The organism is Streptomyces sp. GD-15H, from assembly GCF_045291515.1.
Taxonomy (GTDB): Bacteria; Actinomycetota; Actinomycetes; order Streptomycetales; family Streptomycetaceae; genus Streptomyces.
In genome coordinates this window covers 1,172,224-1,195,613 of sequence record NZ_CP149447.1, presented here as the reverse complement: position 1 = coordinate 1,195,613, position 23,390 = coordinate 1,172,224, and the positions used below count along the sequence as shown (strand labels likewise).

Here is a 23,390-nt window from a genome sequence, read left to right as displayed (position 1 = left end):
TGCTGCCTCATTTGATCTGTACGGCGGGGGGCATGAATCCGTCCTTGCCCGGGATCTTCCCCTCCACGATGTCTTGGTGGGTAATCGGCGCACCCGGGTCGGTCGACTTGCCGCCCAGTGCCGTCGCTCCAGATTCGCCCTTGGTACCCGACGGCCCGTACGCCGTGATGGCCTGGCCGGCTTCGGAGCCGGGCCCATGGGTCACGACGACGTCCTCGCCCTGCCGGAAGACGAGCTTTCCGGCCGAGCCAGTCGATTGGTACACCGCGTCCGGGTTCTTCAGGATCTCCAGGACCCGTTCGTCGGTGAAGTCGTGCATCTCGTCCCCGTGGTACTTGGGGTGCTTCCGGAACGTGCCGTCCTGCGCCCTCTCGATGACCCCGTCCGCGGTCTTGATGCTCCGCTGCCTGGCCTTCTCCTCCTTCGTGTACTTGGGCATCAGGCCCAGCGGGTCGCAGCCCGTGTACGGGTTGTCGACATAGCCCACGGGATTCGGCGCGGGAGCGAGGCCCAGCGGGTCCGGGGAGGTGTAGCGGCCGGTCTCGGGGTCGTAGTGGCGGAAGCAGTTGTAGTGGAGGCCGGTCTCGGGGTCGTAGTACTGGCCGGGGAAGCGCAGCGGGGTGTAGGTGCTGCTGTCGCGGGCCCAGGCGGTGGTGCCCCAGAGCGTGCTCCGGGTGCGCCAGGCGATGTCGCCGGACTCGTCGATGAGTTCGGTCGGCGTGCCGACGACATCGGTGGCGATGGCGAAGAACCGCCGGTCGATCTCCTCCTGACCGCTGTCGGCCGTGAGGATGCGCTCGGTCTGGGCCAGGGGCACGACGTCCCGGTGGTCCCAGGTGAGGACGACCGTGTTCGGGACGTCCGGCCGGTGACTGGTCTGTTCGCACAGGGTGAGACCGTCCCAGGTGAAGCGGACCTCCTCGACCACGCCCTCGCCGTCGGCCGCCAGGCGCTGTTTGGTGGTGCGGCGGCCCAGCGGGTCGTAACGGTAACGCCACCGGGTCCCGTCGGGGGTGGTGACGGAGGTGAGGCGGTTCTCCGTGTCCCACTCGTAGCGCCAGGTGTCGGGCTTGCGGGACAGACGGGTCTTCTGCCGCAGGGTGACTCGGCCGAGAGCGTCGTGCTCGAAGCGGACGTCTCCGGCGCGGGTGATGCGGGTGCCGCTGTAGGTCCGCTCCCCGGTCGCCTCACCGCCCGGATGTCGGTCCGGCCAGGTCGCCGAGGTCTGGTTACCGACGGCGTCGTAGGCGTACCGCTCCGTCCAGCCTTGTGCGTGGACGGCGGTGACCCGGCCCGCCCGGTCGAGATCGAAGGTACGGGTGCCCGACAGCCGGTCCGCGACGGAGACCAGGTGGCCGTCGGCGCGGTAGGCGTAGGCGCGGCTGGTGACGGCTCTGACTCCGGCGGTGGTGTGCTGTTCGGCGAGCCGTCCGGCCTCGTCCCAGGCCGAGGTCATGGTGATCGCGTCCCCGTAGGCACGGGCCAGTTCGCGGCCGACGGCGTCGTGGGTGAAGTCGACCCGCCGGCCTCGTGGTGAGCCGCAGGGGAAGCCCGTCGGAGTCGTAGGCATAGGACGTGACATGACCGGTGGGCGTGGTCCGGCGGATGCGCCGCCCCAGGCCGTCGTAGGAGTACAGGAGCGGGCGGCCGTCCACCAACTCCGTCTTGACCTGCCCGCGGCGGTCGTACTGGTAGCGGAGTTCGCTCTCCGGTCCGATCGCCTCCAGGAGGCGGCCGGCCTTGTCGTAGGCATAGGTCGTCACCCGCCCGTCGACGTTCTTGCGGAGCACCTGGCCGAGGTGGTCGCGTTCGAAGGAGATGGTCCCGCCGAGGGCGTCGATCCGCTCGGTGCAGCCGGCCCGCGGCGTCCATGCGGTAGGTCAGGGTGCGTCCGTCGAAGTCGGTCTCGGACACGATGTTGCCGACCGCGTCGTACTCGTAGGTCCAGGTCAGCCCCTGCGGGTTGGTGACCCGGGTGAGGCGCAGGTCGTTGTCGTGCTCGAATTCGTAGCGGCCGCCGTCGGGTCGGGTGCTGGCGAGCGGGAGGTCGAAGTGGGTGTAGGCGTAGCGCGAGACGCCGCCGGCGGCGTCGGTGTGGGTCAGGCAGTTGCCCTCGCCGTCGTAGGTCCATGACTCGGTGGCGCCGTCCGGGGCGGTGCGGCGGGCGAGTTGTCCGTCCGCATTCCATTCCAGTCGGGTGACCCCGCCCCTTGGGTTGGTGACGCGGGCCGGGCGGCCCAGCCCGTCCCGCTCGGTGCGGGTGGTGGCGCCGGACGGGTCGGTCACCGCCACGACCAGCCCCGCCGCGTCGCACACCACACGGGCCGTATCCCCGAGGGCGTCGGTGACGGAGGTGAGCCGGCAGGCGTCGTCGTAGGCCGAACGGGTCGTCTTCCCGGCCGGGTCGGTGACCGCGGTTCGGTTGCCGTGCTCGTCGTACGCGTAGGCCGTGCGGGCGCCGTCCGGCCCCACGACGTCCGTCGGCAGCCCGAGCGGGCCGCGTGCGATGCGCAGTTCGGAGCCGTCCGGGCGGACCGCACCGCCCAGTCTGCCGTTCTCGTCGTAGGTGTAGGCGGTGGTGGCGCCGAGCGGATCGGTGCGGGTGAGCAGGTTGCCGCGGGTGTCGTAGCCGAAGCGGGTGGTGTGGCCGAGCGGGTCGGTGGTGGCGGTCACCCGGCAGCGGTGGTCGATGCGGTGGCGGGTGGTGCGGCCGTCGGCGGTGGTCAGCGTGGTGGTGCGGTGGCCGGTCTCGGGGTCGGGTTCGGTGTAGGTGAGGGTGATCTGGACGTGGCCGGCTTCGCCGCCTTCGGCGATGACGCGGTCGCGGGCGTCGTAGGCGTAGTCGTAGCGGCTGTCGTTGGAGTCGATCCAGGCGGTGACCCGGTGGCGGTCGTCGTAGACGAAGGTGGTGGTGGCGCCGGAGGGTTTGGTGACGGTGGTGAGGTCGCCGTCCTGGTAGCCGTACGCCATCAGTGGCAGGCCGGCGCTGTTGTCGCCCGCGCCGGCCAGGGAAAGGGCGGTGATCCGGCCCTCGACAGTGGTCAGCTTCACCCGGAGGCCGGCCGAGTGGGCCAGGGCCAGCGGCAGGCCGTCGTCGGCGCGGTCGACGGTGACGGTGTGGCCGTTGCGTTCGGTGACGGATATCAGCCAGGCGTCGCCGTCGCCACCGGGCTCGCCACCGGGCGGGGCGGCGAAGTGGCGGACCAGGCCGGTGTCGGGGTCGGTGACCGTGTAGTCGCCGTTTCCGTCACGGGCCAGCAGGGTGCGGACGGTGCCGGACTCGGGGCGGGTGGGGGCGCCGGGGACGGGGTGCGGATAGGTGATCAGGAGGCCGTCGGCGGTGACGTGGACGACGCCGACCGGGTCGATCTCCAGGCGCTCGTCGACGGTGGACGTCCAGGCCGGCCCAGGAAACGGCCGGCCGTGCAGCCGGACTCGGTGCGCCGGGTGAAGACCAGTGGCAGGATGCCGGGGATCTCCACGTCGGTCTGGGGCAGGAACATGCGGCCGGAGGCCAGGTCGACGGGGTCGGTGCCGTCGGTGGTGCGGTCGCCGTCGGGGCGGTTGTGGGCGCCGTCGGGGGCGTCGTCGACCAGTCTGCGGACCCGCGCGGCGTCGGCCGCGTCCACGGCGATGCGCACGCCCTTGACCGCGGCGCCGCCCCCACCGGTGGCGACGGTCAGCGCGGCGTCGGGCAGCAGCCGGCCGAAGCCCTCGTAGGGGTCCTTCATGAAGTCGCTGACCATCTGCTTGCCGGTGCCCACCGGGTCGTTGGCGGCCAGCACCAGGCCGGCGGCCAGGTTGTTGAGGTTCGTGCCGTACTCGGCGGGGTGGGTGAGGTTGTACGGGTCCAGCGGGTTGATCCCCCGCACGAAGTTCAGCAGTCCCGCCGTGCCCTTGATGAGCCCACCGCCGACGTGGTCACCCATGATCTGCAGCTCCTGCAGGCCGTCACCGACCTGCTGCGCGTACGACGGCTTCTGAGGGGCCATGTCCCGCGCCGCGCGGACCGCACTGCGGGCGGTCTCCGCGGCGGTGTTCCGCTGCTTGCGGGCCTCGGCGAGGATGTCCTGCGCCTCCTGCATCAGCTTCTTGCCCGGGTCGTCGAACGTCGGCGCCGGACACGGCGGGAGCGTGGACGGGTCCCGACGGTCGGCGGGCCGGGCGTTGTAGCGGTCGACGGCCTTGTTGTAGTCGTCGACCTTCTTGCGGTGGGCGCCGGCGGCGTCCTCGGACGCCTCGACCCCGTCCTTCCACTTCTCGATCGCCGTCTGCGCCTGCCCCTGCGCCCACGTCACGGTGTCGGCGAACGCCTCCAGCGCGGCGGCCGCCTTCTCGCAGGCGTCGGCACCGGTGAACCACTTCGGCGGCTGGGTGCTCACCGCCTTGCGCAGTGCCTCCGCGGCCTCACCCTTGAGCTGCGAGGAGTCCAGACCCTTCAGCCCCTCGCCGGCATCGTCGAACGCCTTCTGGAAGGCGCGGAGTTTCTCGGCGGTGGAACGGAGCTTCGCCGGGCTGCCGTAGACCAGTTTGGTCTTGTCCTCGGTCTCTCCGAGGTCCATCTCGTCGACCTCGGCGCCCATCCGGTTCGCGACCGAACGCGACTGCTCGCGCACCCAGTCCGCGCCCGACTCCCAGCCGACGTCGTCCAGCCGGTCCGCGGTCCAGTTCCCCGCGCCCTCGACCCGGTCGCCGAGCCACTCGACACCGTCCTCGACCGCGTCCTCCACCGAGTCCGGCGTGATGTCCTTGATGAAGTCGCCGATACCCACCCTCAGTTACCCCCACCATCGCCCTGCCCGGCCTGCTGCTGGGCCTGTTGGGCACGCTCCTCGGGCGACGGGCCGAACGTCTCGTCCAGCGCCCGGTTCCACTCGCCCTCGTCGATGCCCAGCTCCTCTTTGAGCCGCTCCGACTGCCGGCCGCCCTCCCCCTCCGTGAGCACCGTCCGGCCGGTGTCCTTCCAGGTCTGCTCGATGTCCTGGCCGGCCCGCTCGAACGACTCGGCGCTCCAGTCCGGGTCCAGGTAGTCCGGCGTGAACACCTCACCCCAGCCCTGCTGGGTGATCTCCTCCTCGGAGGCGTGCGGGTTGCCGCCCATCAAGGCGTTGACCCCCGCCTTCAGCGATCCCGCGACGTACTGGTCGTGCTCCCACTGGGTGCCCGCCGCCAGACCGAGACGATTCGCGATCTGGCCGGCGTCGTTCACCAGGGCGCGCACGCCCCACTCCCAGCGCTCGCAGAAGTCCTCGAAGTCGACCGACAGACCGTGGTGCCCGGACTCCATCCCGGTCATCGACAGCGCGGAGAACCCCTTGCCCATCACCGAACCGGTGGCGCCGCCCAGGTCGCCCAGCCCGTCGATGGTGGCGCCCACACCCTTGGTGAACTTCGCGACCGACGCCTTGTCGAAGTTCAGGTCCACTCCGTCAGCGCCCACGGCCGCGCCCCTCCCCGGCCGTCTCGGTGTCGACGGCGACACCGTCGGGAACGATCCCGGTGACCGGCGGGAAGAACATCGACCCGTCCTCGCTGGCGATGTCCACCGCGAGACCGGCGGGCTCGGCCAGACCCGGCACGACCTCGTCCACGATGCGGGCACCCAGCAGCGCGGCGTACTCCATCGGCCGGTCACCCGGCCCGTGGTGCAGGGCGAAGCGGGCCAGCGCCGTCTCGTCGGTGAAGGCGCACACCCACCGCACCCCACCCGAATGCGCGCTCCACAGGCGGCCGTCGACGGACGGAACCAGAAGAACCGACCGTCGCATCTCACCGACCAGCGCCCGAGGATCGCCAAGCCCCGCCCGCTGCTCGGCTATTCGCTCGGCCAGTGTCGTCCTGGGCTGCTCCACGGACCCCTCCCCCGTCCCGGTGTCAGCGGTGACTGATGGCACCGTAGAACACGACGCGGGTGAAGGGGCCGGTGGTTCTCGTGGAGACTCACCCGGAACGGTTCGTCATGACGTCAGCGTCCCGTGGGGCACTGCCAACCCAGCCCTGGCCGTGATCAGTCCGCTTTTGCGAGGGTTCGACTTCCGCGGCCTTCGCAAGGGTGTGATGAAGCGGCAGGCGGGGCGGGAGTGGCTAAGTCGGCAGTGACGGTGGGGAGACGGGATAAATATCGGCGGTGCTTGTAGCCGCATCCCGGGGCGGGGCCCGCCGATACCGGCCGTCACGGTGTCGAACAGTGCCCCCTTGGAGTGCAGCCGGGTGCTTCGACTTCCCGGGACATGCAAGAACTTGACGAGCGGCGGTCGGCACCGCAGCCACCGGCCGCTGTCAGGCGGGGATGATCCGCCCGTTCTCGATCTGGAAGTTCTCGGTCGGCGAGCAGCCGATCGATGGCGTGACCAGCAGGCTGACGGCGACCGGTGCGGGCTCCGTGCCGGCGGTGGAGAACTCGCACACCGCGTGGCGGCCGGTCAGCGGGAACCAGAACCAGGCGTCCGCCTCGCCGACCAGAGCGCGGTCCGATTCTCTCCACGCACCGTCCTTGAAGGTGAAGACCTGGAGGCGCACGGATGCCGCGAGCGGATCGGTCTGCGACCTCAGCGCGGTGAGTGTGAACGTGAAGTCGCTGTCCAGGACCGATGCGGCGATCCGTCGGCGCTCTGTCGCCTGAGGCTCAGTCCGTGGTTCCTTCCCCTGACCGGCCGTCGGGCGGGTCTGCGGGTCGGCCGGCAGCGGGTTCGGCGGGCCACCGGTGGTTGCGCCGATCGTGACGGTGGCGGCCGTGGCGGTGGCCAGGGCGACGCCCCAGCTGATGAGTGTGCGGAAGTTCTTGCTCACGACGTCTCCCTGTGTGGTGATCGGTGCGGGTCGCGGAGGCGCCTCGCGTTGTCCCCGACTTCTCGGATCTCACGGCCGGTTGGCGGCTCTCTCGACATTGAGCCGAAATGGCGCACCTCCGCCTGGTGTGGCGCTGAAGGCCCTGCGCTCGATGACCGGGACGGGCCTGTGACAGGGACTGTCCGATGCCTGGCGCGGGCGGGAACCGCTGCTCCCGCCACCGCGTCCCGGGCGGCGTCGATACCGTCTGACGCGGCTACTTGCCAGGGGAGGACGGAGGCGTGGGCATCGGCGCCTCGGACGGACTGTGACCGTCCCCGGTCCGATGAGGCTGCACGTCGAAAACTTCGAAGGTGAGTTGCCAGGTCGCCGGCGTCAACACCCGCTGTGTCACCTGGCCACGCGCCTTACGGAACTCCCCGGTACCTCCGGTGATCGCGTTGACGACCGGGCCCGGTACCGGAATTCCGGCTTGCTCGCCCTGGACGGTGATCTGTCCTTCCGGCAGCACCGCGGTCGACGAGCACTGTCCCGCGTTGCGTTCGAGGTCGGTGAGGACGCAGAACCCGCCGAAGCGTCCGACGAAGCGTTCTTCCGGTCCCTCGGCCGACACCAGATTCCCGCTGAAGACGAACTGGTCGCCGACGCTGCGGCCCGTCGCACCCAGATCCAGCTCTTCGCCGACTTGCAGCCGGGCCCCCACACGGAGGGTGCGGCTTTTCGCCGAGGAGCCGTCGGCAGGGTGGGTTGCCGCAGCCCCGGCCGTCTTCTGCGGGACCACGTCGGCCGACGCGGATCCGATGAGAGCGAGCCCGGCAGAGCCGCCGAGAACCGCAACGGCGAGGAATGTGAAGGACCGGCCAGCGAAGCTCACGGTCGCCTCCGTGTGTGTGGGAAGGAACAGAGTCAGGGCCGCCCAGGCTTTGTCCGACGCCGATGCCGCCGGACGGCGGCGTGTCGGGTCGGTTCACAGAAGGCAAGGCACCCGAGTGGATCTGGGGACCGTGGGCGAGAACGTACGAGAAGACCCGCGGCGTTACGGGGAGAGTTCGTCATGTTCACTCTGGTCGTGACGAATTTCGTCCGAATTCATTCATGACGGTCGCTCCGTCTGGCGGCCACGCTAATGGCAGTGAGGACGACGTGCTCAACAGAGGGCCAGGAGGGGGGCCATTGGGGTGCATTTCCGGCGACAGCGCGAAGAAGGCCATCCAGGACATCACAGGCGCCGAGGACCACGACCGCGCCGGGGCGGTGATCAAGACGTTCGCCCAGCTCTACGGCGCGAAATTCCCCAAGGGGGTCAAAAAGATCACCGATGACCAGGACCAACTGCCGGTGCTCCACCACTTTCCGGCCGAGCAGTGGATCCACCTACGGACCACGAATCCGATGGAGTCGACCTTCTCCACCGTCCGGCTGCGGACCAAGGCCACCCGCGGCGCCGATTCCCGCACCGCCGCCCTGGCCATGGTCTTCGAACTCGTCGAGTCCGCCCAGCAGCGGTGGCGGGCCGTGAACGCACCCCACCTCGTCGCCCTCGTCCGTGCCGGGGCCCGCTTCGCACGCGGCCGGCTCGTCGAACGCCCCGCGGCGGTCGCGGCGTGAGCACCCTCGCAGCCCTGACGGTCAGCACCAGGCGGCTGGACCTGCTGCCGCTGCACCTCGAGCACGCCGAGGAGATGGCCGCGGTGCTGTCCGATCCGGCCCTGCACTCCTTCATCGGTGGCACCCCGGACACCCCGCAAGCCCTGCGCTCGCGCTATCAGCGCATGACCACAGGCTCTCCCGATCCGACCGTGTCCTGGTTGAACTGGGTGATCCGGCTCCGTGACGAGGCCTGCCTGACGGGCGCCGTCCAGGCAACGATCGGCCCCTCCGGCCACGGCCCCCTCGCCGAGATCGCCTGGGTGGTGGGGACCCCGTGGCAGGGAAGGGGCATCGCCACCGAAGCAGCCCGAGGACTCGTCGCCTGGCTCGGCCGGCAGCCGGTGCACACCGTCCTCGCCCACATCCACCCCGACCATCGGGCATCCGCTGCCGTCGCCACTGCCGCCGGGCTCACACCCACCGACGCATGGCACGAAGGCGAGATCCGATGGCACCGGAGCCTCAGGCGATAACTTCACCCCTCCACAGGTCTTGACCGTTACTCCCTCGCGCCGCCCACTGAGGCAGCCTCGGTCACCTCCAGGCCCTGGAAGTCAACTCCCTCGACGACGTCCTGCTTGCGCACAGGTAACTGCCTCAAGTTGTCGACCCGAGGGGAAGCAACGGCTGGGATGTGACATCGGGTGCCGTCGTGATGCGTAATGCCGAGCCTGCGGCCCGACCCGTCCGGATTGATGCGTGATCGGCAGAAAGTTGGCAGTTGATGCGTCAAGGGTGGAAGCGCGATGGTTCCGTGGTTGGCGTCGGCCGGACGGGTCGGCGGCGGACTCGAAGGGCGACCTGGGGCGCCTACTTCGCGTGGGCCAGCCGGACCAGCTCCGCCAGCGCCTCCGCCAGCGCGTCCAGTCCCGGTCCCGCAGGGCCGCCCGGCTCGTCCATGTACACATCCCGGCGGATCTCGATCATCAGGGCGCTGACCCGAGGGTCCTTCTCGTGGTACTCGAGCGGGACGTACGCCCCTGAGAAGGGGCTGTTCGTTCCGGTCCCGCCGAAGTCCGCGAAGGCCTTCTCCGCGTGGGCGAGCAGCTCGGCGGGGGTGTGGAAGGGGTCCGTGCCCAGGCAGACCGGTGGGCGGGGGCCGGTGCCGTGGAGTTCGTACGGCAGGGGCTCGGTCGGGTACGAGTGCACGTCGATGACGACCGCCCGGCCCACCGCGTCCAGCCGCGCACCGACCGCGTCGGTCATGGCCTCGGCGTACGGGTGGAAGTACCGCTCGACGAGCGGACGCCCGTCGTAGTCGCCCGGCCGCAGCTCACCCCGGTGCGAAGTCCCCGTGTACACCGCCCCCATGCCGACGGCCAGCATCTCCTCCCGCTCGTCCGGGAACCGCTCGGGGTCGACCACCAGGCGGGAGAGCTGGTTCACGAACCGCCAGGGCACGCCGGAGGAGGCCCGGGCAGCGGCCCTCGCCGCGATCTCCGCCGTGTGCGAGTCGGTCATGTGGTCCAACTCCCTTTCCAGCGCGGAGTCGTCGAGCGTGATCCCGCGCCGCACGTCCGCTGGCACGGCCCGCGAGGAGTGCGGGACGTGCAGGATCACGGGGGAGTCGGGGGAGCCCGGCAGGAGCCGGTAGGGGGAGGAAGCGTCGATCATCTCGGATTGCCTCGCAGTGAGTTGGTGTGGATCGTGCGTCGAGAGGCAAAGCGCGCCCCCCGCCTGTCCGAGGGGGCGTGGTTGCCGCGCCGCCGACCGGAGAGGCCGATCATATACTGCACCTCTCACGCGTCAAGCCGGTAACCAACGCTTTCACGTGAAAAGTGGCGCGTCAGTCACAGGTGCTCAGTGAAGTGCAACGCGGGTCAACTGTGATTCATTGATTGACGATGGTTTCAAGGTCTGCTTGCCTGGGGTGACTTTCGGCGGGTCGGTGGGGTTCCGTTGTGAACGGGACCCGCTCCTGTCGGGTGCGCGAGCTGGAGTGTGAGCGGGGCGTGTCATCGCAGGGGGCGCTCCTTGTTGAGTGCGTACACCACCGGGAGCGTCGTTCAGAGGACTGACGCGCCGCCATGTCCTTGCCCGCATGGACGCGGTGGGGGCCCCGGGGACCGTGCGCCGGTGTCAGTGATCGTTTCCTTGGGGGCCATGGGTGGGGATCAGTGCGGGTGGCTTCGTGCTGCCGTGTCGCGGTTCGGTGGAATGCGCAAGGACAAGCCGGCCGGGGCGGCGGCCAGGAGGCCGCGATCCGCGGACCGCTGGAAGTCCTGTTCCGAGCGGTGAGCGAGCACCACGAACAGCACCGGGTGAGCTGGCGCGACGAGTATCCGCTGCCGGATCTCGGTGGCCGGCCCGACTACGCGGTGAGCGTGGACGGGGGGATCAGCGGCTATGTCGAACTCAAGCGCCCGGGGCTGCCCGTCGATCCGGGCGCCTTCGGCCGTGGCAACCGGGAGCAGTGGGACAAGCTCCGGGACCTGCCCAACCTGCTGTACTCGAACGGCACGGAGTGGTGGCTCTTCCGTGGCGGTCGGCAGGTCGGCGCCCCGAGATCGGTGACCCGCGCGCACCCTGCCTCTCGCACGACAAGCCCGAGAAGGACGAGTCGGCGCAGGTCCGCCGGCGTCACCTCGTGATCCAGGCCCCGCGCCGCCACCTCCTCCTCACTGACCCCCGCGGCGACGTCACCGCCCTCCCGGACCGGGAGGGGCGCGAGTACCAGCTCCGCCAGCAGGCGGGCCTGTGAGTCCGTAAGCACCAGGTGGGGCAACGACATGGAAACATCCCTGACACACCCGGGCGGGCACCGCGGGGTCGCCACGGCACTCCGGAGAAGCCGGAGGCTGCCACACGGGCCCGCTGCCGGAGGCCGGCCTGGCTGAGGCGGCTCAGGCGGCGCCGGTGACGCCCGCCTCGGTCAGGAAGGTGCTCGGTTCGCCCGACCAGGAGACCGAGAGGCTGTCCCGGGCCCGCGTGCAGGCGACGAACAGCAGACAGCGTTCGGACATCAGGTCCGTCTCGTGCTGCTTGGCGTCCACCTCGGGCGGCGTGACCGCCTTCGGGAACGGCAGGGCCTCGTCGTTGACGCCGATGACCGCGACGCAGCGGAACTCCAGCCCCTTGAACGAGTGCATCGTCCCGACCCGCACGGCCGTCGCCTCGACCGCCGCGGACTCGCCGGAGGCGGTGCGCAGCGTCACCGCGGGGATGCCGGAGTCCTTCAGGTGCGCCACCGCCTTCGCGCACGTCTTGTTGAACCGGGCGCTCACCCCGATCTCCCCGGCGCCGACACCCGCGTCCCTCCACGCCCGCACCTGGGCGACGAGCAGATCCAGTGCGGCCGACCGCCCGCCACGTACGCAGTCGCAGGACCGCCTTGCTCTCCGAGCCCAGGGCGCGTGCGGCCGGTTCGATCATCTCGTCCACCACTTCGGTGGCCTGCGCGTACCGTTCCTCCTCCATCAGAGCGAGATAGTGCGCGTAGACCTCGCGGATCTGCTCCCGCAACGCCTCCCGCTCGGCCGCGGGAACGGCGGGCGACGCGTCCGGCCCGACGGCGGGTGCGGCGGGCCGCGCGCCCGCGGCACCGACGCGCGAGCGGGGCGCGTAGGGGCGGCGGAAGACGCCGGTCGGGCCGGGCGCCCCGGCGGGCCCCGCCTCCTCCGGCGCGGACTCGTCCCCGGGCGCCGGCAGGAACGGCCGCAGCCGCTCGTACACCTCCTGCACGTCCGCGGGCCGCGCCTCGGGCGCCTTGCGGAGCAGGTGCAGGACCAGCTCCTCCAGGCCCGCCGGTACGTCGGCACGCAGTTGCCGCAGCGGCGGCGGTGCGGCGTTGACGTGCTGCATCATCAGCTGCCACTCGCTGTCCCCGGCGAACAGCGGCCGCCCGCAGAGCAGTTCGTGCAGCAGGCACCCCAGTGCGTACAGGTCGGTGCGCGGCGTGATCCGCCCGCCGCGCACCTGCTCCGGCGCCATGTACTGATGCGTCCCGATCGGACTGCCCGTCGCGGACAGCTTGGTGACGTCGGTCCGCAGGATCGCCGCGATGCCGAAGTCCAGCACCTTCACCGTGCCGTCCCGGGTGACGAGGACGTTGCCCGGCTTCAGGCCGCGGTGCACCACGGGCACGTCGTGCGCGTACGACAGCACGGTCGCCACCTGCGCCGCCACCGCCACAGCCCAGCTGACGGGGAGTGGCGGCCGGTCGGGGTGCACGTACGCGGTCAGCGGAACGCCGTCGACCAGCTCCATCACCAGGAAAAGCTGCTCGTACGACTCGTCCAGCACCGCGTCGTACACCTGCGGCACACCCGGGTGCTGGATCCGCGCGGTGACCCGCGCCTCGCGCCGGAACCGTTTCTCGAACTCCTCCGCCAGGTGCGGGGACGTCACGGCCTGCGGACGGATCAGCTTCACGGCGACCGGCCGGTCCAGCACGGTGTCGTAACCGCGCCACACGTCGCCCATCCCGCCCTGGCCGAACTGCTCCAGCAGTTCGTAGCGTTCCGCGATCCGCCGTATGTCCGGCACCTGGTCCCGCCCCCGCTCACGTCGAGTGCCCGAAGAGGTCTGCGATGTGGTCGGGGATCAGTCTTCCGGGTGGGGACTCGCGCGTCCGACCAGGGCGGGTCCTGGTTGCGTGATCAGGTCAGGCGGGGTGGGCGGTGCACTCCGCCCAGACGGTCTTTCCGGGCCCGCCCCCGGCACGGGGTGAACAGCCCCAGCGGTCGGCCAGCGCCGCGACGAGCAGCAGGCCGCGTCCACTGTCCCCGGGAGTGCCGTCGCCGTCCTCCGGTGGGGCGGTGGGGAGGTCGGGGAGGCGGGGGAGGTGTTCACCCCGGGTGTCGCTGACCTCGATCCGTACGGTGCGGATGGCCGGGTCGGCGGTGAGGAGGACGTGGAAGTCCCGTCCGGCGACGTGCCCGTGCCGGACGGCGTTGGCGCACAGCTCCGCCGCGACGAGCGTGACGACGTCGTGTGCGTCACTGCCGTACGGGATGCCCCAGGCGTTGAGGCGGTGCCCGCACAGGCGCCGGGCCAGGCGGGCGCCTGTGCGGGGTGGAGCTGAAGCGCATCGTGAACCGGTGTGCCGTGAGGGGTGGTTGTGTTGCGGTCATGCGCTTACGGTGGCGCGTCGTGGCGCAACGTGACCAACGGTGACGCGCTGCTTCCGGGGTTTCGTACGGGGTGGGCGCGGACGTTGTACGGGGCGGTACCCGAGGGCGCTTTCCCCGCGGTGGCCGTTCCGCATTTCACGGCGGTCACCACCGGGACCGGGTCGGTACTCCAGCGGCACTTGTTGCGGGGCTGACGCAGGGAGCGAGGCAGGGGCTGAGTTCACGAGGACAACGCGGCCCGCTCGGATTCGGCCAGCAGTACGCAGAACTCGTTGCCCTCCGGGTTGGCGAGAACCACCCAGCCCCAGCCATCGGGCTTGCGACGATCGGCGACCAGGGAGGCGCCCAGCCCCAGGAGCCGCTCGACTTCCGCGTCCCTCGAGATATCGGGGCGCAGGCACAAATGGAGCCTGTTCTTGGCCGACTTCGGCTCCGGCACCTCGTTGAAGTGCAGGGCCGGGCCGCCGGGCAGCATGATCTCGGTTTCGTCGTCACCCGGTTCGTCTTCGGGATCCAGCGGGTGTCCGGTCACCTCGCTCCAGAACCGCGCCAGTTGGTATGCGTTCGCACAGTCGATGGCTATGTTCGTCACGGCTGAGATCATGTGCGCGATCATGTCCGAGTGACGTCCCGCCCGCCACCGGAATACGGCACGCGCGCCAGGAACCGCCCTACGCGGCTTCCGTCTCCTTCCGCAGCACCCGTGTGAGGCGTTCGCCGAGCACCCGGTCGACACCCCCCTCGCACTCGAGGCCCAGCGCGGCCGCCAAGTCGCGCATGTGGAGGTCGGCCAGGGCCTCGGTAGTGACCAGGAACGCGGCCTGTCCCGGGTGCGGGGCCTGGCCGCCGAAGCCGCCGCGTGCGCGGTCAACGCCGGGCAGCCGGAGCGCGCGGTACTGCTGCTGGAACAGGGCCGGGGTGTCCTGCTGGGCCGGACCATGGCCACCCGCGACGGGCTCGGACGGCTGCGCGGCGCCCACCCCGCTCTCGCCGAGCGCTTCGCCCGCCTGCGGGAACGGCTCGACGCGCTCGAGGCCGCCGACGCCGCGGACACCGCCCAGGGCCGGCTGCCGGCCGACACCACTGACCAGCGGCACACCCTCGCGGCCGACCTGGAGCACCTGGTCGCCGACATCCGCGAGCAGCCCGGCTTCTCCGACTTCCTCGGCGTGCCGACCATCGAAGCACTGCTGGCCCGCGCCGACAGGGGCCCGGTGGTGCTCGCCTACTGCAGCGCGTACCGCAGTGACGCCCTGGTGCTGCGGGACGGCGAAGTCCTCCTCGTGCCACTGCCGCATGCCACCCCGCGGGCCGTCGGCGAACAGGCGGACCGCCTCGAGCGGGCGCTCGCCGACGCGGCCGACCCCGCCCGCGACCGGGCAGCCCAGCAGACTGTCAGCGAGGTACTGGCCTGGACCTGGGACCACGTCACCGGGCCGGTGCTCGACCGGCTCGGGTTGCACGGGCCCACGCTCGAGGGTGAGTGGCACCGGTTGTGGTGGTCACCGGGGGGTGCGCTGGCCTCTCTGCCGCTGCACGCGGCCGGTCACCACGGCGAGGCACCGGACGCGGCACCGGACGCGGCACCGGACGCCGGAACCGTATCCGTCCCGGCGGCGGCCGTGCCGGGACCACGGACGGTACTGGACCGGGTGGTCTCCTCCTACACGCCGACCATCGGAGCTCTCCGGTACGCCCGGGCCCGGGCCGCCGCCCCCCGCCCGCTGCTCGCCGTGGCGCTCCCCGACACTCCCGGTGCCCGACCGCTCGGCGGCGCGCGGCGCGAGGTGGAGGTACTGCGGAGCCTCCTGCCGACCGAGGTGCTGTACGAGGAGCAGGCCACCTTCGAACATGTGATGAACGCCCTGCCTCGTCACCCGTGCGTGCACTTCGCCTGCCACGGGGTCAGCGAGCCCGCCGACCCCTCGAACGGCCGGCTCCTGGTGCACGACCATGCGACCCGTCCGCTGACGGTCCGTGAGATCTCCCGCCTGGAACTGCCGGCGGCGCGGCTCGCGGTGATGTCCGCCTGCGAGACGGCGCGGGGCGGCGGGGAACTGGCCGACGAGGCGATCCACATCACCTCCGCCTTCCAGCTCGCGGGATACCCCAACGCCGTCGGAACGCTCTGGCCGGTGCACGACGCGGTGGCCGTCCGCGTCACGCGTCTCCTCTACCGGGAGCTGTGCACCGAAGGAGCCGGCATCGGCCCGGAGTTGGACGACACGAGGACGGCCGACGCCCTGCACCAGGCGGTCCTGCGGTGCCGCGCCGCCTTCACGGCCAGTCCCAGCCTGTGGGCGGCACACGTGCACGCGGGCGCCTGACGACACCAGCAGCAACGAGGAGGCGGTCACGATGACCCGATGGTGGCGGAGACGAGCCGCGGGAGACGGCCAGGGCACCGGCGCACAGCCGCCGCAGCCTCGACAGGAACAGGAGGGCCGGGGGCAGGAGCATCGGGAACGCACGGACGGGCAATCCCGGACGGGCTCGCACGCGCCGGAGCCCGCAGTGGGATCCGGGAACACGCGGCGACTGGTCGGGGGACACATCACCATCACGGAGGTGACGGAGGGCTGGCCGGAGCAGGAGATCGCCCGCGTCGAGCTCTCCTCCGAACAAGTCCACGCCATGCGAGCCCGGTCCGCCATCGACAGGCTGGGCCCCGAGCACCCGGACGCCCTCACCGCCATGCGCGAACTCGCCCGGGTCCTGGGATCGATCCCGGGACGGGGCGAGGAAGCCGTCGAGCTCTACCAGCACGTGGTACGCACCCAGTGGACCGTGCTCGGCGACCGCCACGAGGAAACCCTGCGTACCTCCGTCGAGCTGGCCCGCGCCCTCCACGCCACCGGTCAGTTACGCCTCTCCGAGCAAGCGTGGCGCGACACCTTCCGCGCCCAGGCGGACACGCTCGGCCGCGACCACCCCGACGCGCTGCGCAGCGCCACCGGACTCGCCGCGGTTCTGGAGGACCTCGGCCGCGCCCCCGAAGCCGAGCCGCTCCTGCGGGACGTCCTGGAACGCCGTGTCCGGCTGCTCGGCCGTGACCACCCCGATGTCCTGTCCTCCACCAACGCCCACGCCGCCTCGCTGCTCAAGTGCGGCCGGCACGAGGAGGCCGAGCGCGCCTTACGCGCCCTCGTGCCCCGGCTGGAGGACCGGTACGGGCGCGACCACGAGGCCACGATCGCGGCCCGGAGCAACCACGGCGCCGTCCTGGTCCGACTGGACCGCCACGCCGAGGCGGAACAGCACATCCGCGCCGTCGTGCAGTCGCTGGAGGCGACGGTGGGGCCGCACCACGAGTCCACCTTCACCGCGCGCAACAACCTCGCCGCCGTCCTGCACGCCATGCAGCGCTACGAGGACGCCGTGCCCATCCTGCGCGCGATCCTGGGCGGACGCGTCGCACTCCACGGCGACGAGCACCCGACGATGGTCGCCACCCGGGACAACCTCGCCAACGTGCTGATCGACGTGGGCCTGGCACGCCGAGGCCGCCGAGCTGCTCGACCGCTGCGTACGCGACTACCACCGCATTTACGGCCCCGGACACCCCCTTCTGCGGGCCGCCGACGAGAAGCTGACCTGGCTGCGCGAAGGCCCGGCCCCTCGCTGATCACCCGGCGGGGGACGATCGCCTCATGATCGGACCGGCCACCGCGTACGGAAGGGTACGCATGCGTGAGACACAGGTCAGCGGCCCGGCCAGGTGATCACCGGTTGGTCGGAAGTGAGGGTGATCTCGCACTGCTCCAGCGGCGGAGCCCCGGCGCCGCGCCACCGGGTGAGGTGCGCCTCGATGGCGTCCCGGACGCGGGACGGCCCGTTCTGCCGGACCGTCCACTGACCGCCGTCCTCCCGGAGCACTGCCCAGGCGCCGGTGTCGACGTCGAGGAACAGGTGCTCCGTGCGGCCTTCGCGGGTGAGGCCGACGTGCTGAGCGCGTGGCGCGGCGAGCTGGGCGACGAACCGGGTGTTCCAGTCGTTCATCACGTCGGCGCCGAGGACCGCCTGTCGTTCGTCGCCCTCGTCGAGATCGGGGAGCAGCCCCAGCGGCGGCGGCAGGGGTGGCCTGGCGAGCAGGAAGGAGATCTGCCCGCCGAGGAAGCGACCTGATGCCGTGCCGTCCTCGTGGACCGTGAGCCGGGCCAGTTCGGAGGAGTACAGCCAACCGCAGAGGGCGACGAGCACGATCCCACCGGGACGGGTCTGCTCGATCAGCGCGCGGGGGACGGTGAGGAGCCCGCAGGTGGCGATCACCCGGTCGTAGGGAGCCCCGTCCTCGTACCCGGCGAGGCCGTCGCCGACGATCAGGTCCGGTGCGAACCCGCAACGACCCAGCGCGGTGCGGGCGCGAGTGGACACGCTCTCGTCGACCTCGACGGAGGTTACCGAGTCGTCACCGAGCCGGTGACACATCAGGCCCGTGGAGTAGCCGGTGCCCGTGCCGATCTCGAGGACACGGTGGCCGGCGCCGACCTGGAGGTCCTCGAGCATGCGCACGACCAGGCCGGGCATGGTGCTGGACGAGGTGGGGGCGCGCATGATCTCCCCGCGGACGTCCCCGGGCACGACGGTTCCGGCGACCTGCGTCACCAGGGAGGCATCGTCGTAGCAGCCCTCCAGCCACCGCGGATCGTCCCGCATGACCGGGGTCCAGGCGGTGGGCGTTGAGCCGCCGACCTCTCGGAAAAAGCCACCGTGCAGGAACTCGTGGCGCGGAACGGCGGACACGGCCTCCCGCCAGGGCTCGGTTCGCAGCTGTCCGCTGGCGGTCAGTCGCTCGACGAGCCGTGCCCTCAGCTCCTTGTCGTTCATGCCGTCTTCCTCTCCAGGAGGTCCGCCATCGCCGCCACCATCGGCAGCCCGGTCTCCGGTTCCAGCCATGCCCATTGCCCGGAGGGATTGCCGGTGTTGGTCGCGGGTTTGGTGCCCGTGCTGGTTCCGTGGCCGGGCATCTCCATGACCTGTCCGGCGGCGTCGAAGTAGCGGCCGGTCTGGGTGGCCGGGTCCAGCTCGACGTGAGCGTACGAGGGGGCGAGGGCCGGGTACGGCGCCATGCGGCGCAGCCCCCATGGCGCGGGCGTGCTGATGCCGTCGGGCAGTGGCATCCCGGTGGGGAGCCGGTCGGAGTGGGCGCACATCGGTGCCTCCTTGTGGGCGGGAATGGGGTGGGTTCTTCCGGTTGCCGGTTGCCGGCTGCTGGCCTGAGGCGCGGCCCCGGCTCAGCCGCATCGTGAACCGTTCACCATCAGGGGTGGTTGTGCTGCGATCGCGTACTCACGGTGGCGTGCCGTGGCCTAGCGTGACCAGTGGTGACGCGCCGACGCGGGTCCTTCGCACGCGGCGGCACGCGACGGTGCACTGAGCGGTACGGAGCGGCCGGGAACGGTACGGGGAGAGGCGCGGGACATGACGAGCGTGCGGGACGAAGAGACTGGTCAGGGACAGGCGGCGGTACCGGTACCGCCGCAGGGTGGCCAGGGGCAGGGGAGCCGGAGGCCCGGGGACGAGCCGGGGGCGGGAGTCATCACCGCGTTCGGACGGCAGTTGAAGCTGCTGCGCATCCGGGCGGGCCTGGAGCGACCGGAGTTCGGCAAGCGGATGGGTTACTCGCCCGAGACGGTGGCCTCCATCGAGCAGGGGCGGCGGATTCCGCAGGCGCGGTTCATCGAGAAGGCGGATGAGGTGTTGGGGGCTGGGGGATTGCTCACGGCGCTGAAGGAGGAGGTGGGGAAGGCTCAGTATCCGGCGTTCTTCCGGGACATGGCGCGTCTGGAGGCCAGGGCTACGGCTCTGAACCTGTACGCGGTGTATGCGGTGCCGGGTCTGTTGCAGACGGAGGAGTATGCGCGAGCTGTGTTCCACATGCAGCGGCCGCTACTGGAGGCTGAGGTCATTGAGCAGCGGCTTGAGGCACGAATGGTCCGACAGGAGATTTTCGGTCGACGCCCTGCTGCCCTGATGAGCTTTGTGATCGAGGAGGCGGTCCTCCGTAGGCCGGTTGGTGGCCCAAGAGTCATGCGCGAGACGCTGGAACAAATCCTCGTCACGGGTCAGTCTAGGAACGTAGAGGTACAGGTCATGCCGATGGCGCGCGAGGACAATGCCGCCTTGGGCGGTCCCTTCACGTTGATCGACACCGACAAGGGGCAGCGTGTTGCGTACGCGGAAGTGCAGGATCACAGCCGTCTGTACATCGACGCCGCATACGTACGCACACTCGAAGCGCGCTATGGCATCCTCCGATCACAAGCGCTGTCACCGAGCGAGTCGATGGCGTTCATCGAGCAACTGATGGGAGACACATGAGCGTGCAGCACGCCAACGCGGCTGTGCCTGAGGCCGCTTGGTTCAAGAGCAGCTACAGCACGGGCAACGGCGGTGAATGCGTAGAAGTGGCCTGGGCTAGGAGCAGCTACAGCACTGGTGGCGGTGGTGAATGCGTCGAGGTCGCCGCAACCCCTGGAGCCGTCCTCATCCGGGACTCGAAGCAGCCTGCGGCGGCCCGCCTTGCGGTCGGCGCCGACGCCTGGGTCGGCTTCGTACGGATGGCTGCCGGGCGCTGACCCGCTGCGGATGCACGAAGGAAGGGGCCCGGCGTACACGCAGAGCCCCTTCCTTCGTCTCACGTCTCAGAGGTCGTCCAGGCCTTCCTCCCGGCGGATCATCCGCCAGGCCGCGCGGCGAGCGCTGCGGTCGAGGTTGGACTTGAAGTCGCGGTCCGTGCCGAAGTTGGCCTCGTCGTTGACGACGGCGGCGGCCCGGACCTTCGGGTCCTTCTTGGTGGCGTTGAAGGCCGGGAGGACGTCTTCTTCGGTGAACTCCGTGCCGAACTTGGAGTTGAACTTCTCGATCAGCTCGGACAGCAGTGACTTCTCGTCGTCCTTGGCGCCGCTGGATGACCTCGCGCGGCGTGAAGTGCTCACCGGCCGTCTCGTTGGACTGCTCGGAGAAGCGGCGGATCAACTCCTCGAAAATGTAACCCATGTTGTGGTTGGGCACGATCTCGGGACGCAGGTCCAGGTCCGTGAACTTGCCGATGACCTTGTAGAGCAGCCCCGCGCCGTCCAGCCGCTTGATCTACTGCGCGAAGTCGAAGCGCTCCAGCACGCCCCGCGCGTTGTCGGAGAAGGCGCCCACGTACACCTGGAGGTTCTGCGCCGCGTTCTGCGGGTCCGCCGCGATCTTCTTCAGTGTCAGGCCGGACTTGTTGTAGAAGGAGTGGCCCGAGGCCCGGCGCAGGAAGCGGTCCGGGTCGATCCCGCTGTCCTTGTGCTGTTCCGCGATCTCCGCGACCTTCTCGCGGGTCGGCTCCAGCACGCACTCCAGGCGCCGCAGCACCGTGAGCGGCAGAATGACCTTGCCGTAGTCGGACTGCTTGTAGTCCCCCGCAGGAGGTCGGCGACGGACCACGCGTGGTTCGCCAACTCCGTGTGCTTACTGCTGTTCAACTGGATCCCCGGATTCCTTCCGAAATGTCCCAACCCCACCGCCCGAGCCCATCAGTCGACCGGGGCGGTCCGACAAGTGTGGTCTATGTGTGAGGTTCGGCGTGCCTAATGGGACGAATCGCCACCCTGGCCGCGGCCCTTCGCCGCCTCCCGCGACGGCAGCAGCTGCCCGCCCGTGAGCCCACCCGACAGCAACCGTGCCGTCTCCTCCGCCAGACGCGTCGCCTGCTGCGCCTCCGCCCGGAGTTCGTGCACGTGCCGGAACGCCTCTCCGTACCGCCGCTGCTCCTCCAGCGGCAGCAGCGGCACGCGCAGCCGGCCCGGGCTGACCGTCAGGACCGTGCTGCCGGTCGACGCGCCCGCGATGTTCTCCTCCGCGCCCAGGAACCCGGCGAGGAACCAGGCGTCCAGGCGCTTCGGGTCCGGCCGGAAGAGGTGGACGTGGAGGCCGAGCAGCGCACCGGCGTCCTCCTCGCCCGCGACCCGGGCCATCGAGCCGTCCACGCTCGCGACCGCCCGTACGAGGACGTCCCCGACGGCGATCACGGGTGCCGTGTCGCTGCGCAGCTCCGCCGGGTCGCCCGTGGGACCCGAACCGCGTGAGATGTCCGAGCCGGTGAGTACCGCCCTGGCTTCCTGCGGCTCCCCGCTCCCGCCCTCCGCGCGGCCCCGCGCACCCTCAGGCAGAGTCCGCAGCAAGGTGAGCGCCCCACCGCGCGCGAGGTCGGACGCCGTCGCCGTCCGCCACTCCCGTGCCGCGGCACCGGCGGCGCTCCAGTCCTCGTGACCGGCCGCCCGCGCGAGGGACTTCGCGGCCTTGACGAGGTTTTGGCGCGTGGCGTCGACCTCCGCCGACAGTTCCGCCGGATCGACCTCGGACCGTGACGCCCGTACGAGCCGGGCCGGGGTCAGGTCCACCACGTCGTCCAGCAGATCCACCACGCCGACCGCGTGCGCGACACCGGGTTCGCCCTCGAACGCGTCCGGACTCTCCGCGAACGCCCGCCACGCCCCAAGGGCCCGCGCCGTGACGCCCGGCCAGTCCAGGGAGGCGGACCGGCTCGCGCCCCGCGTACGGCCGCTCGACGCCGTACCACCGCGCCCGGCCGCCGCCCCCGCCGCCGACGAGGACGCTTCCGCCGCCGTGTCCACGAACAGCACCGACTTGCGCTCCGGACCACCCGGTTCGGGCCGTTGCAGCACCCAGATCTGCAGCCCGACGTGCAACGGCACCGCCGCGCCGACCGGCAGCGCGATCACCGCGCGCAGCGCCCCGCTGCGTACCAGCTCCGCCCGTACGCGCCGCCCCGACGCGCGCCCGGCCATGGCCGGCGGCAGGAGCAGTGCCGCGTGGCCGCCGGGTGCCAGATGGGCGAGCGCGTGCTGCACCCAGGCCAGCTCCGACTCGGCGCGGGCCGGGACCCCGTACGCCCAGCGGGGGTCGTAGGCGAGCTCGTCATGCCCCCAGTCCCGGATGCCGTACGGCGGAGTGCACAGCACCGCGTCGGCGACCAGACCGGGGAACGCGTCCGCGCGGAGGCTGTCGCCGACGCGCACGGTGACCGCGGCCTCCGGGGCCGTCAGCATCAGGCTCACGGCGCTGCGCCGGGCCTGCACGGGAAGCATGTCCTGGCCGTACAGCTCGCGTGCGCCCCGGCGGGCGGCGGCCGCCAGGAGCGTGCCGCTGCCGCAGGCCGGGTCGAGGACGCGGGCCGGGGAGCCGGGGACCAGGCCGGCGAGCAGGTCGGCGAGGGGCACGGGCGTCTGGTACGCGCCGGACGCGGCGCTGTCCTCCAACTCCCGCTCCGCCAGCACGGCCAGCGCGGCCTGGCCGCCCTCGTCGCGTACGCACGCGTACAGCGCGCGCAGCACGTCCGCGTCGCCCGTCCCGAAGCGGACGGCGTCCACGGGGCCCGCGGCCGGTACGGCGTCGGCCGCGTCCGCCGCGTCGCGCTGCGCGCGGGCGACGAGGTCCGCGTCCGGCAGCCGGGTGGCGGCCGTCAGCTCCTCCGGTGAGCGGCCCGCCGTCGCGAGGACGAGGAGCAGCAGGTCCTCCGACGTGCCGCCGCCGCTCTGCGCGTGCAGGCGCAGGGTCGTACGGAGCTCCTCCGACGGGGTCGCCGCCGAGGCGTGACCGCGCGAGGCGAGCCAGGCACGCACGGCCTCCAGGTCGTACAGCGGACTGCTGTCCGTGCCGCCGGACGGCGCGGGGAAGTCCTCGTGCCGGCGGCGCCAGTTGCTGACCGTGGCGCGTGTGACCCCCGCGATGCGGGAGATCTCGGCGGCGGTCACCTGCGCGGATGACTGGGGCATGGTGGGGGTCCTGGGCCTCTCTGGAGTGAACAGTCAACAACCTACAGCGCTCGTCAAATCTGTCAACGTGTTTGACGACGCTTTCGTTGCTGTGCTTCTCTTG

General features: G+C 71.1%; 15 protein-coding genes and 7 pseudogenes. 7 read left to right on the top strand and 15 right to left on the bottom strand.

All coding sequences use genetic code 11. The features are described 5' to 3' along the window. Positions 1-7: 7 nt before the first annotated feature. From WJ438_RS05915 to WJ438_RS05895, 5 genes and pseudogenes are all read right to left on the bottom strand, one after another. A pseudogene (locus WJ438_RS05915) lies at positions 8-4,772 on the bottom strand (putative T7SS-secreted protein). A gap of 2 nt (positions 4,773-4,774) precedes the next feature. After that, positions 4,775-5,440 (bottom strand): hypothetical protein, encoded by a 666-nt coding sequence (locus tag WJ438_RS05910; RefSeq protein ID WP_406724265.1) that lies wholly within the window; start codon positions 5,438-5,440, stop codon positions 4,775-4,777. Beyond that, positions 5,430-5,852, bottom strand: coding sequence for a hypothetical protein (locus WJ438_RS05905; protein ID WP_406724264.1), 423 nt, complete (start codon positions 5,850-5,852; stop codon positions 5,430-5,432). Before WJ438_RS05905 ends, WJ438_RS05910 begins: the two co-directional genes overlap by 11 nt. A 427-nt stretch (positions 5,853-6,279) precedes the next feature. After that, complete coding sequence (locus WJ438_RS05900) at positions 6,280-6,789, bottom strand: hypothetical protein (RefSeq protein ID WP_406724263.1); 510 nt, start codon at positions 6,787-6,789, stop codon at positions 6,280-6,282. A 256-nt stretch (positions 6,790-7,045) separates the two neighbouring features. Further along, positions 7,046-7,663, bottom strand: a complete 618-nt coding sequence (locus WJ438_RS05895; RefSeq protein WP_406724262.1) for a hypothetical protein — start codon at positions 7,661-7,663, stop codon at positions 7,046-7,048. Positions 7,664-7,986: 323 nt separating this feature from the next. On the opposite strand from WJ438_RS05895, the pseudogene WJ438_RS05890 reads away from it, so the two are divergent. Then, positions 7,987-8,397, top strand: a pseudogene (locus WJ438_RS05890) (transposase); the annotation flags it as partial. After that, positions 8,394-8,912, top strand: coding sequence for a GNAT family N-acetyltransferase (locus WJ438_RS05885; protein WP_406724261.1), 519 nt, complete (start codon positions 8,394-8,396; stop codon positions 8,910-8,912). The pseudogene WJ438_RS05890 and the gene WJ438_RS05885, both read left to right, overlap by 4 nt. A gap of 337 nt (positions 8,913-9,249) precedes the next feature. On the opposite strand, the gene WJ438_RS05880 is transcribed toward WJ438_RS05885, so the two are convergent. Next, positions 9,250-10,053: an N-formylglutamate amidohydrolase gene (locus tag WJ438_RS05880; protein WP_406724260.1), complete on the bottom strand. Its 804-nt coding sequence runs from the start codon at positions 10,051-10,053 to the stop codon at positions 9,250-9,252. Positions 10,054-10,673: 620 nt separating this feature from the next. Here WJ438_RS05880 and WJ438_RS05875 point away from each other — a divergent pair. Next, positions 10,674-11,030, top strand: a complete 357-nt coding sequence (locus WJ438_RS05875; protein ID WP_406724259.1) for a hypothetical protein — start codon at positions 10,674-10,676, stop codon at positions 11,028-11,030. A 252-nt stretch (positions 11,031-11,282) separates the two neighbouring features. On the opposite strand, the pseudogene WJ438_RS05870 reads toward WJ438_RS05875, so the two are convergent. From WJ438_RS05870 to WJ438_RS05855, 4 genes and pseudogenes are all read right to left on the bottom strand, one after another. Continuing rightward, positions 11,283-11,747: pseudogene (locus WJ438_RS05870) on the bottom strand (3'-5' exonuclease); the annotation flags it as partial. Further along, positions 11,731-12,861, bottom strand: a pseudogene (locus WJ438_RS05865) (serine/threonine-protein kinase); the annotation flags it as partial. The pseudogenes WJ438_RS05870 and WJ438_RS05865, both read right to left, overlap by 17 nt. A gap of 181 nt (positions 12,862-13,042) precedes the next feature. After that, positions 13,043-13,342, bottom strand: coding sequence for an ATP-binding protein (locus WJ438_RS05860; RefSeq protein WP_406729603.1), 300 nt, complete (start codon positions 13,340-13,342; stop codon positions 13,043-13,045). A 389-nt stretch (positions 13,343-13,731) separates the two neighbouring features. Beyond that, positions 13,732-14,115 carry a VOC family protein gene (locus WJ438_RS05855; protein WP_406724258.1) on the bottom strand — a complete coding sequence of 128 codons (384 nt, stop codon included), beginning with the start codon at positions 14,113-14,115 and terminating at the stop codon, positions 13,732-13,734. Positions 14,116-14,290: 175 nt separating this feature from the next. Here WJ438_RS05855 and WJ438_RS05850 point away from each other — a divergent pair, with 175 nt between their 5' ends. Further along, the gene (locus WJ438_RS05850) at positions 14,291-15,838 is read left to right on the top strand and encodes a CHAT domain-containing protein (RefSeq protein ID WP_406724257.1); all 1,548 of its coding nucleotides are present in this window, start codon (positions 14,291-14,293) and stop codon (positions 15,836-15,838) included. Positions 15,839-16,079: 241 nt separating this feature from the next. Next, positions 16,080-17,165 carry a tetratricopeptide repeat protein gene (locus WJ438_RS05845; protein WP_406724256.1) on the top strand — a complete coding sequence of 362 codons (1,086 nt, stop codon included), beginning with the start codon at positions 16,080-16,082 and terminating at the stop codon, positions 17,163-17,165. A 48-nt stretch (positions 17,166-17,213) separates the two neighbouring features. Here WJ438_RS05845 and tgmC read toward each other — a convergent pair whose 3' ends face one another. Beyond that, a complete protein-coding gene (gene tgmC, locus WJ438_RS05840) occupies positions 17,214-18,338 on the bottom strand; it encodes an ATP-grasp peptide maturase system methyltransferase (RefSeq protein ID WP_406724255.1) in 1,125 nt (374 codons plus the stop codon). Between the two features lie 137 nt (positions 18,339-18,475). Then, positions 18,476-18,580 (bottom strand): annotated as a pseudogene (locus WJ438_RS05835) (putative ATP-grasp-modified RiPP); the annotation flags it as partial. Between the two features lie 352 nt (positions 18,581-18,932). Here WJ438_RS05835 and WJ438_RS05830 point away from each other — a divergent pair. Beyond that, entirely contained in the window at positions 18,933-19,832 is a 900-nt protein-coding gene (locus WJ438_RS05830; RefSeq protein WP_406724254.1) for a helix-turn-helix domain-containing protein, read from the top strand. A 23-nt stretch (positions 19,833-19,855) separates the two neighbouring features. Then, complete coding sequence (locus WJ438_RS05825) at positions 19,856-20,089, top strand: DUF397 domain-containing protein (protein ID WP_406724253.1); 234 nt, start codon at positions 19,856-19,858, stop codon at positions 20,087-20,089. 66 nt (positions 20,090-20,155) lie between these two features. On the opposite strand, the pseudogene WJ438_RS05820 reads toward WJ438_RS05825, so the two are convergent. The 3 genes and pseudogenes from WJ438_RS05820 to WJ438_RS05810 all read right to left on the bottom strand — a co-directional run. Beyond that, a pseudogene (locus WJ438_RS05820) lies at positions 20,156-20,422 on the bottom strand (hypothetical protein); the annotation flags it as partial. Further along, positions 20,418-20,974, bottom strand: a pseudogene (locus WJ438_RS05815) (type I restriction-modification system subunit M N-terminal domain-containing protein); the annotation flags it as partial. The pseudogenes WJ438_RS05815 and WJ438_RS05820, both read right to left, overlap by 5 nt. 105 nt (positions 20,975-21,079) lie before the next feature. Further along, the gene (locus WJ438_RS05810) at positions 21,080-23,287 is read right to left on the bottom strand and encodes an N-6 DNA methylase (RefSeq protein ID WP_406724252.1); all 2,208 of its coding nucleotides are present in this window, start codon (positions 23,285-23,287) and stop codon (positions 21,080-21,082) included. Positions 23,288-23,390: the final 103 nt, after the last annotated feature.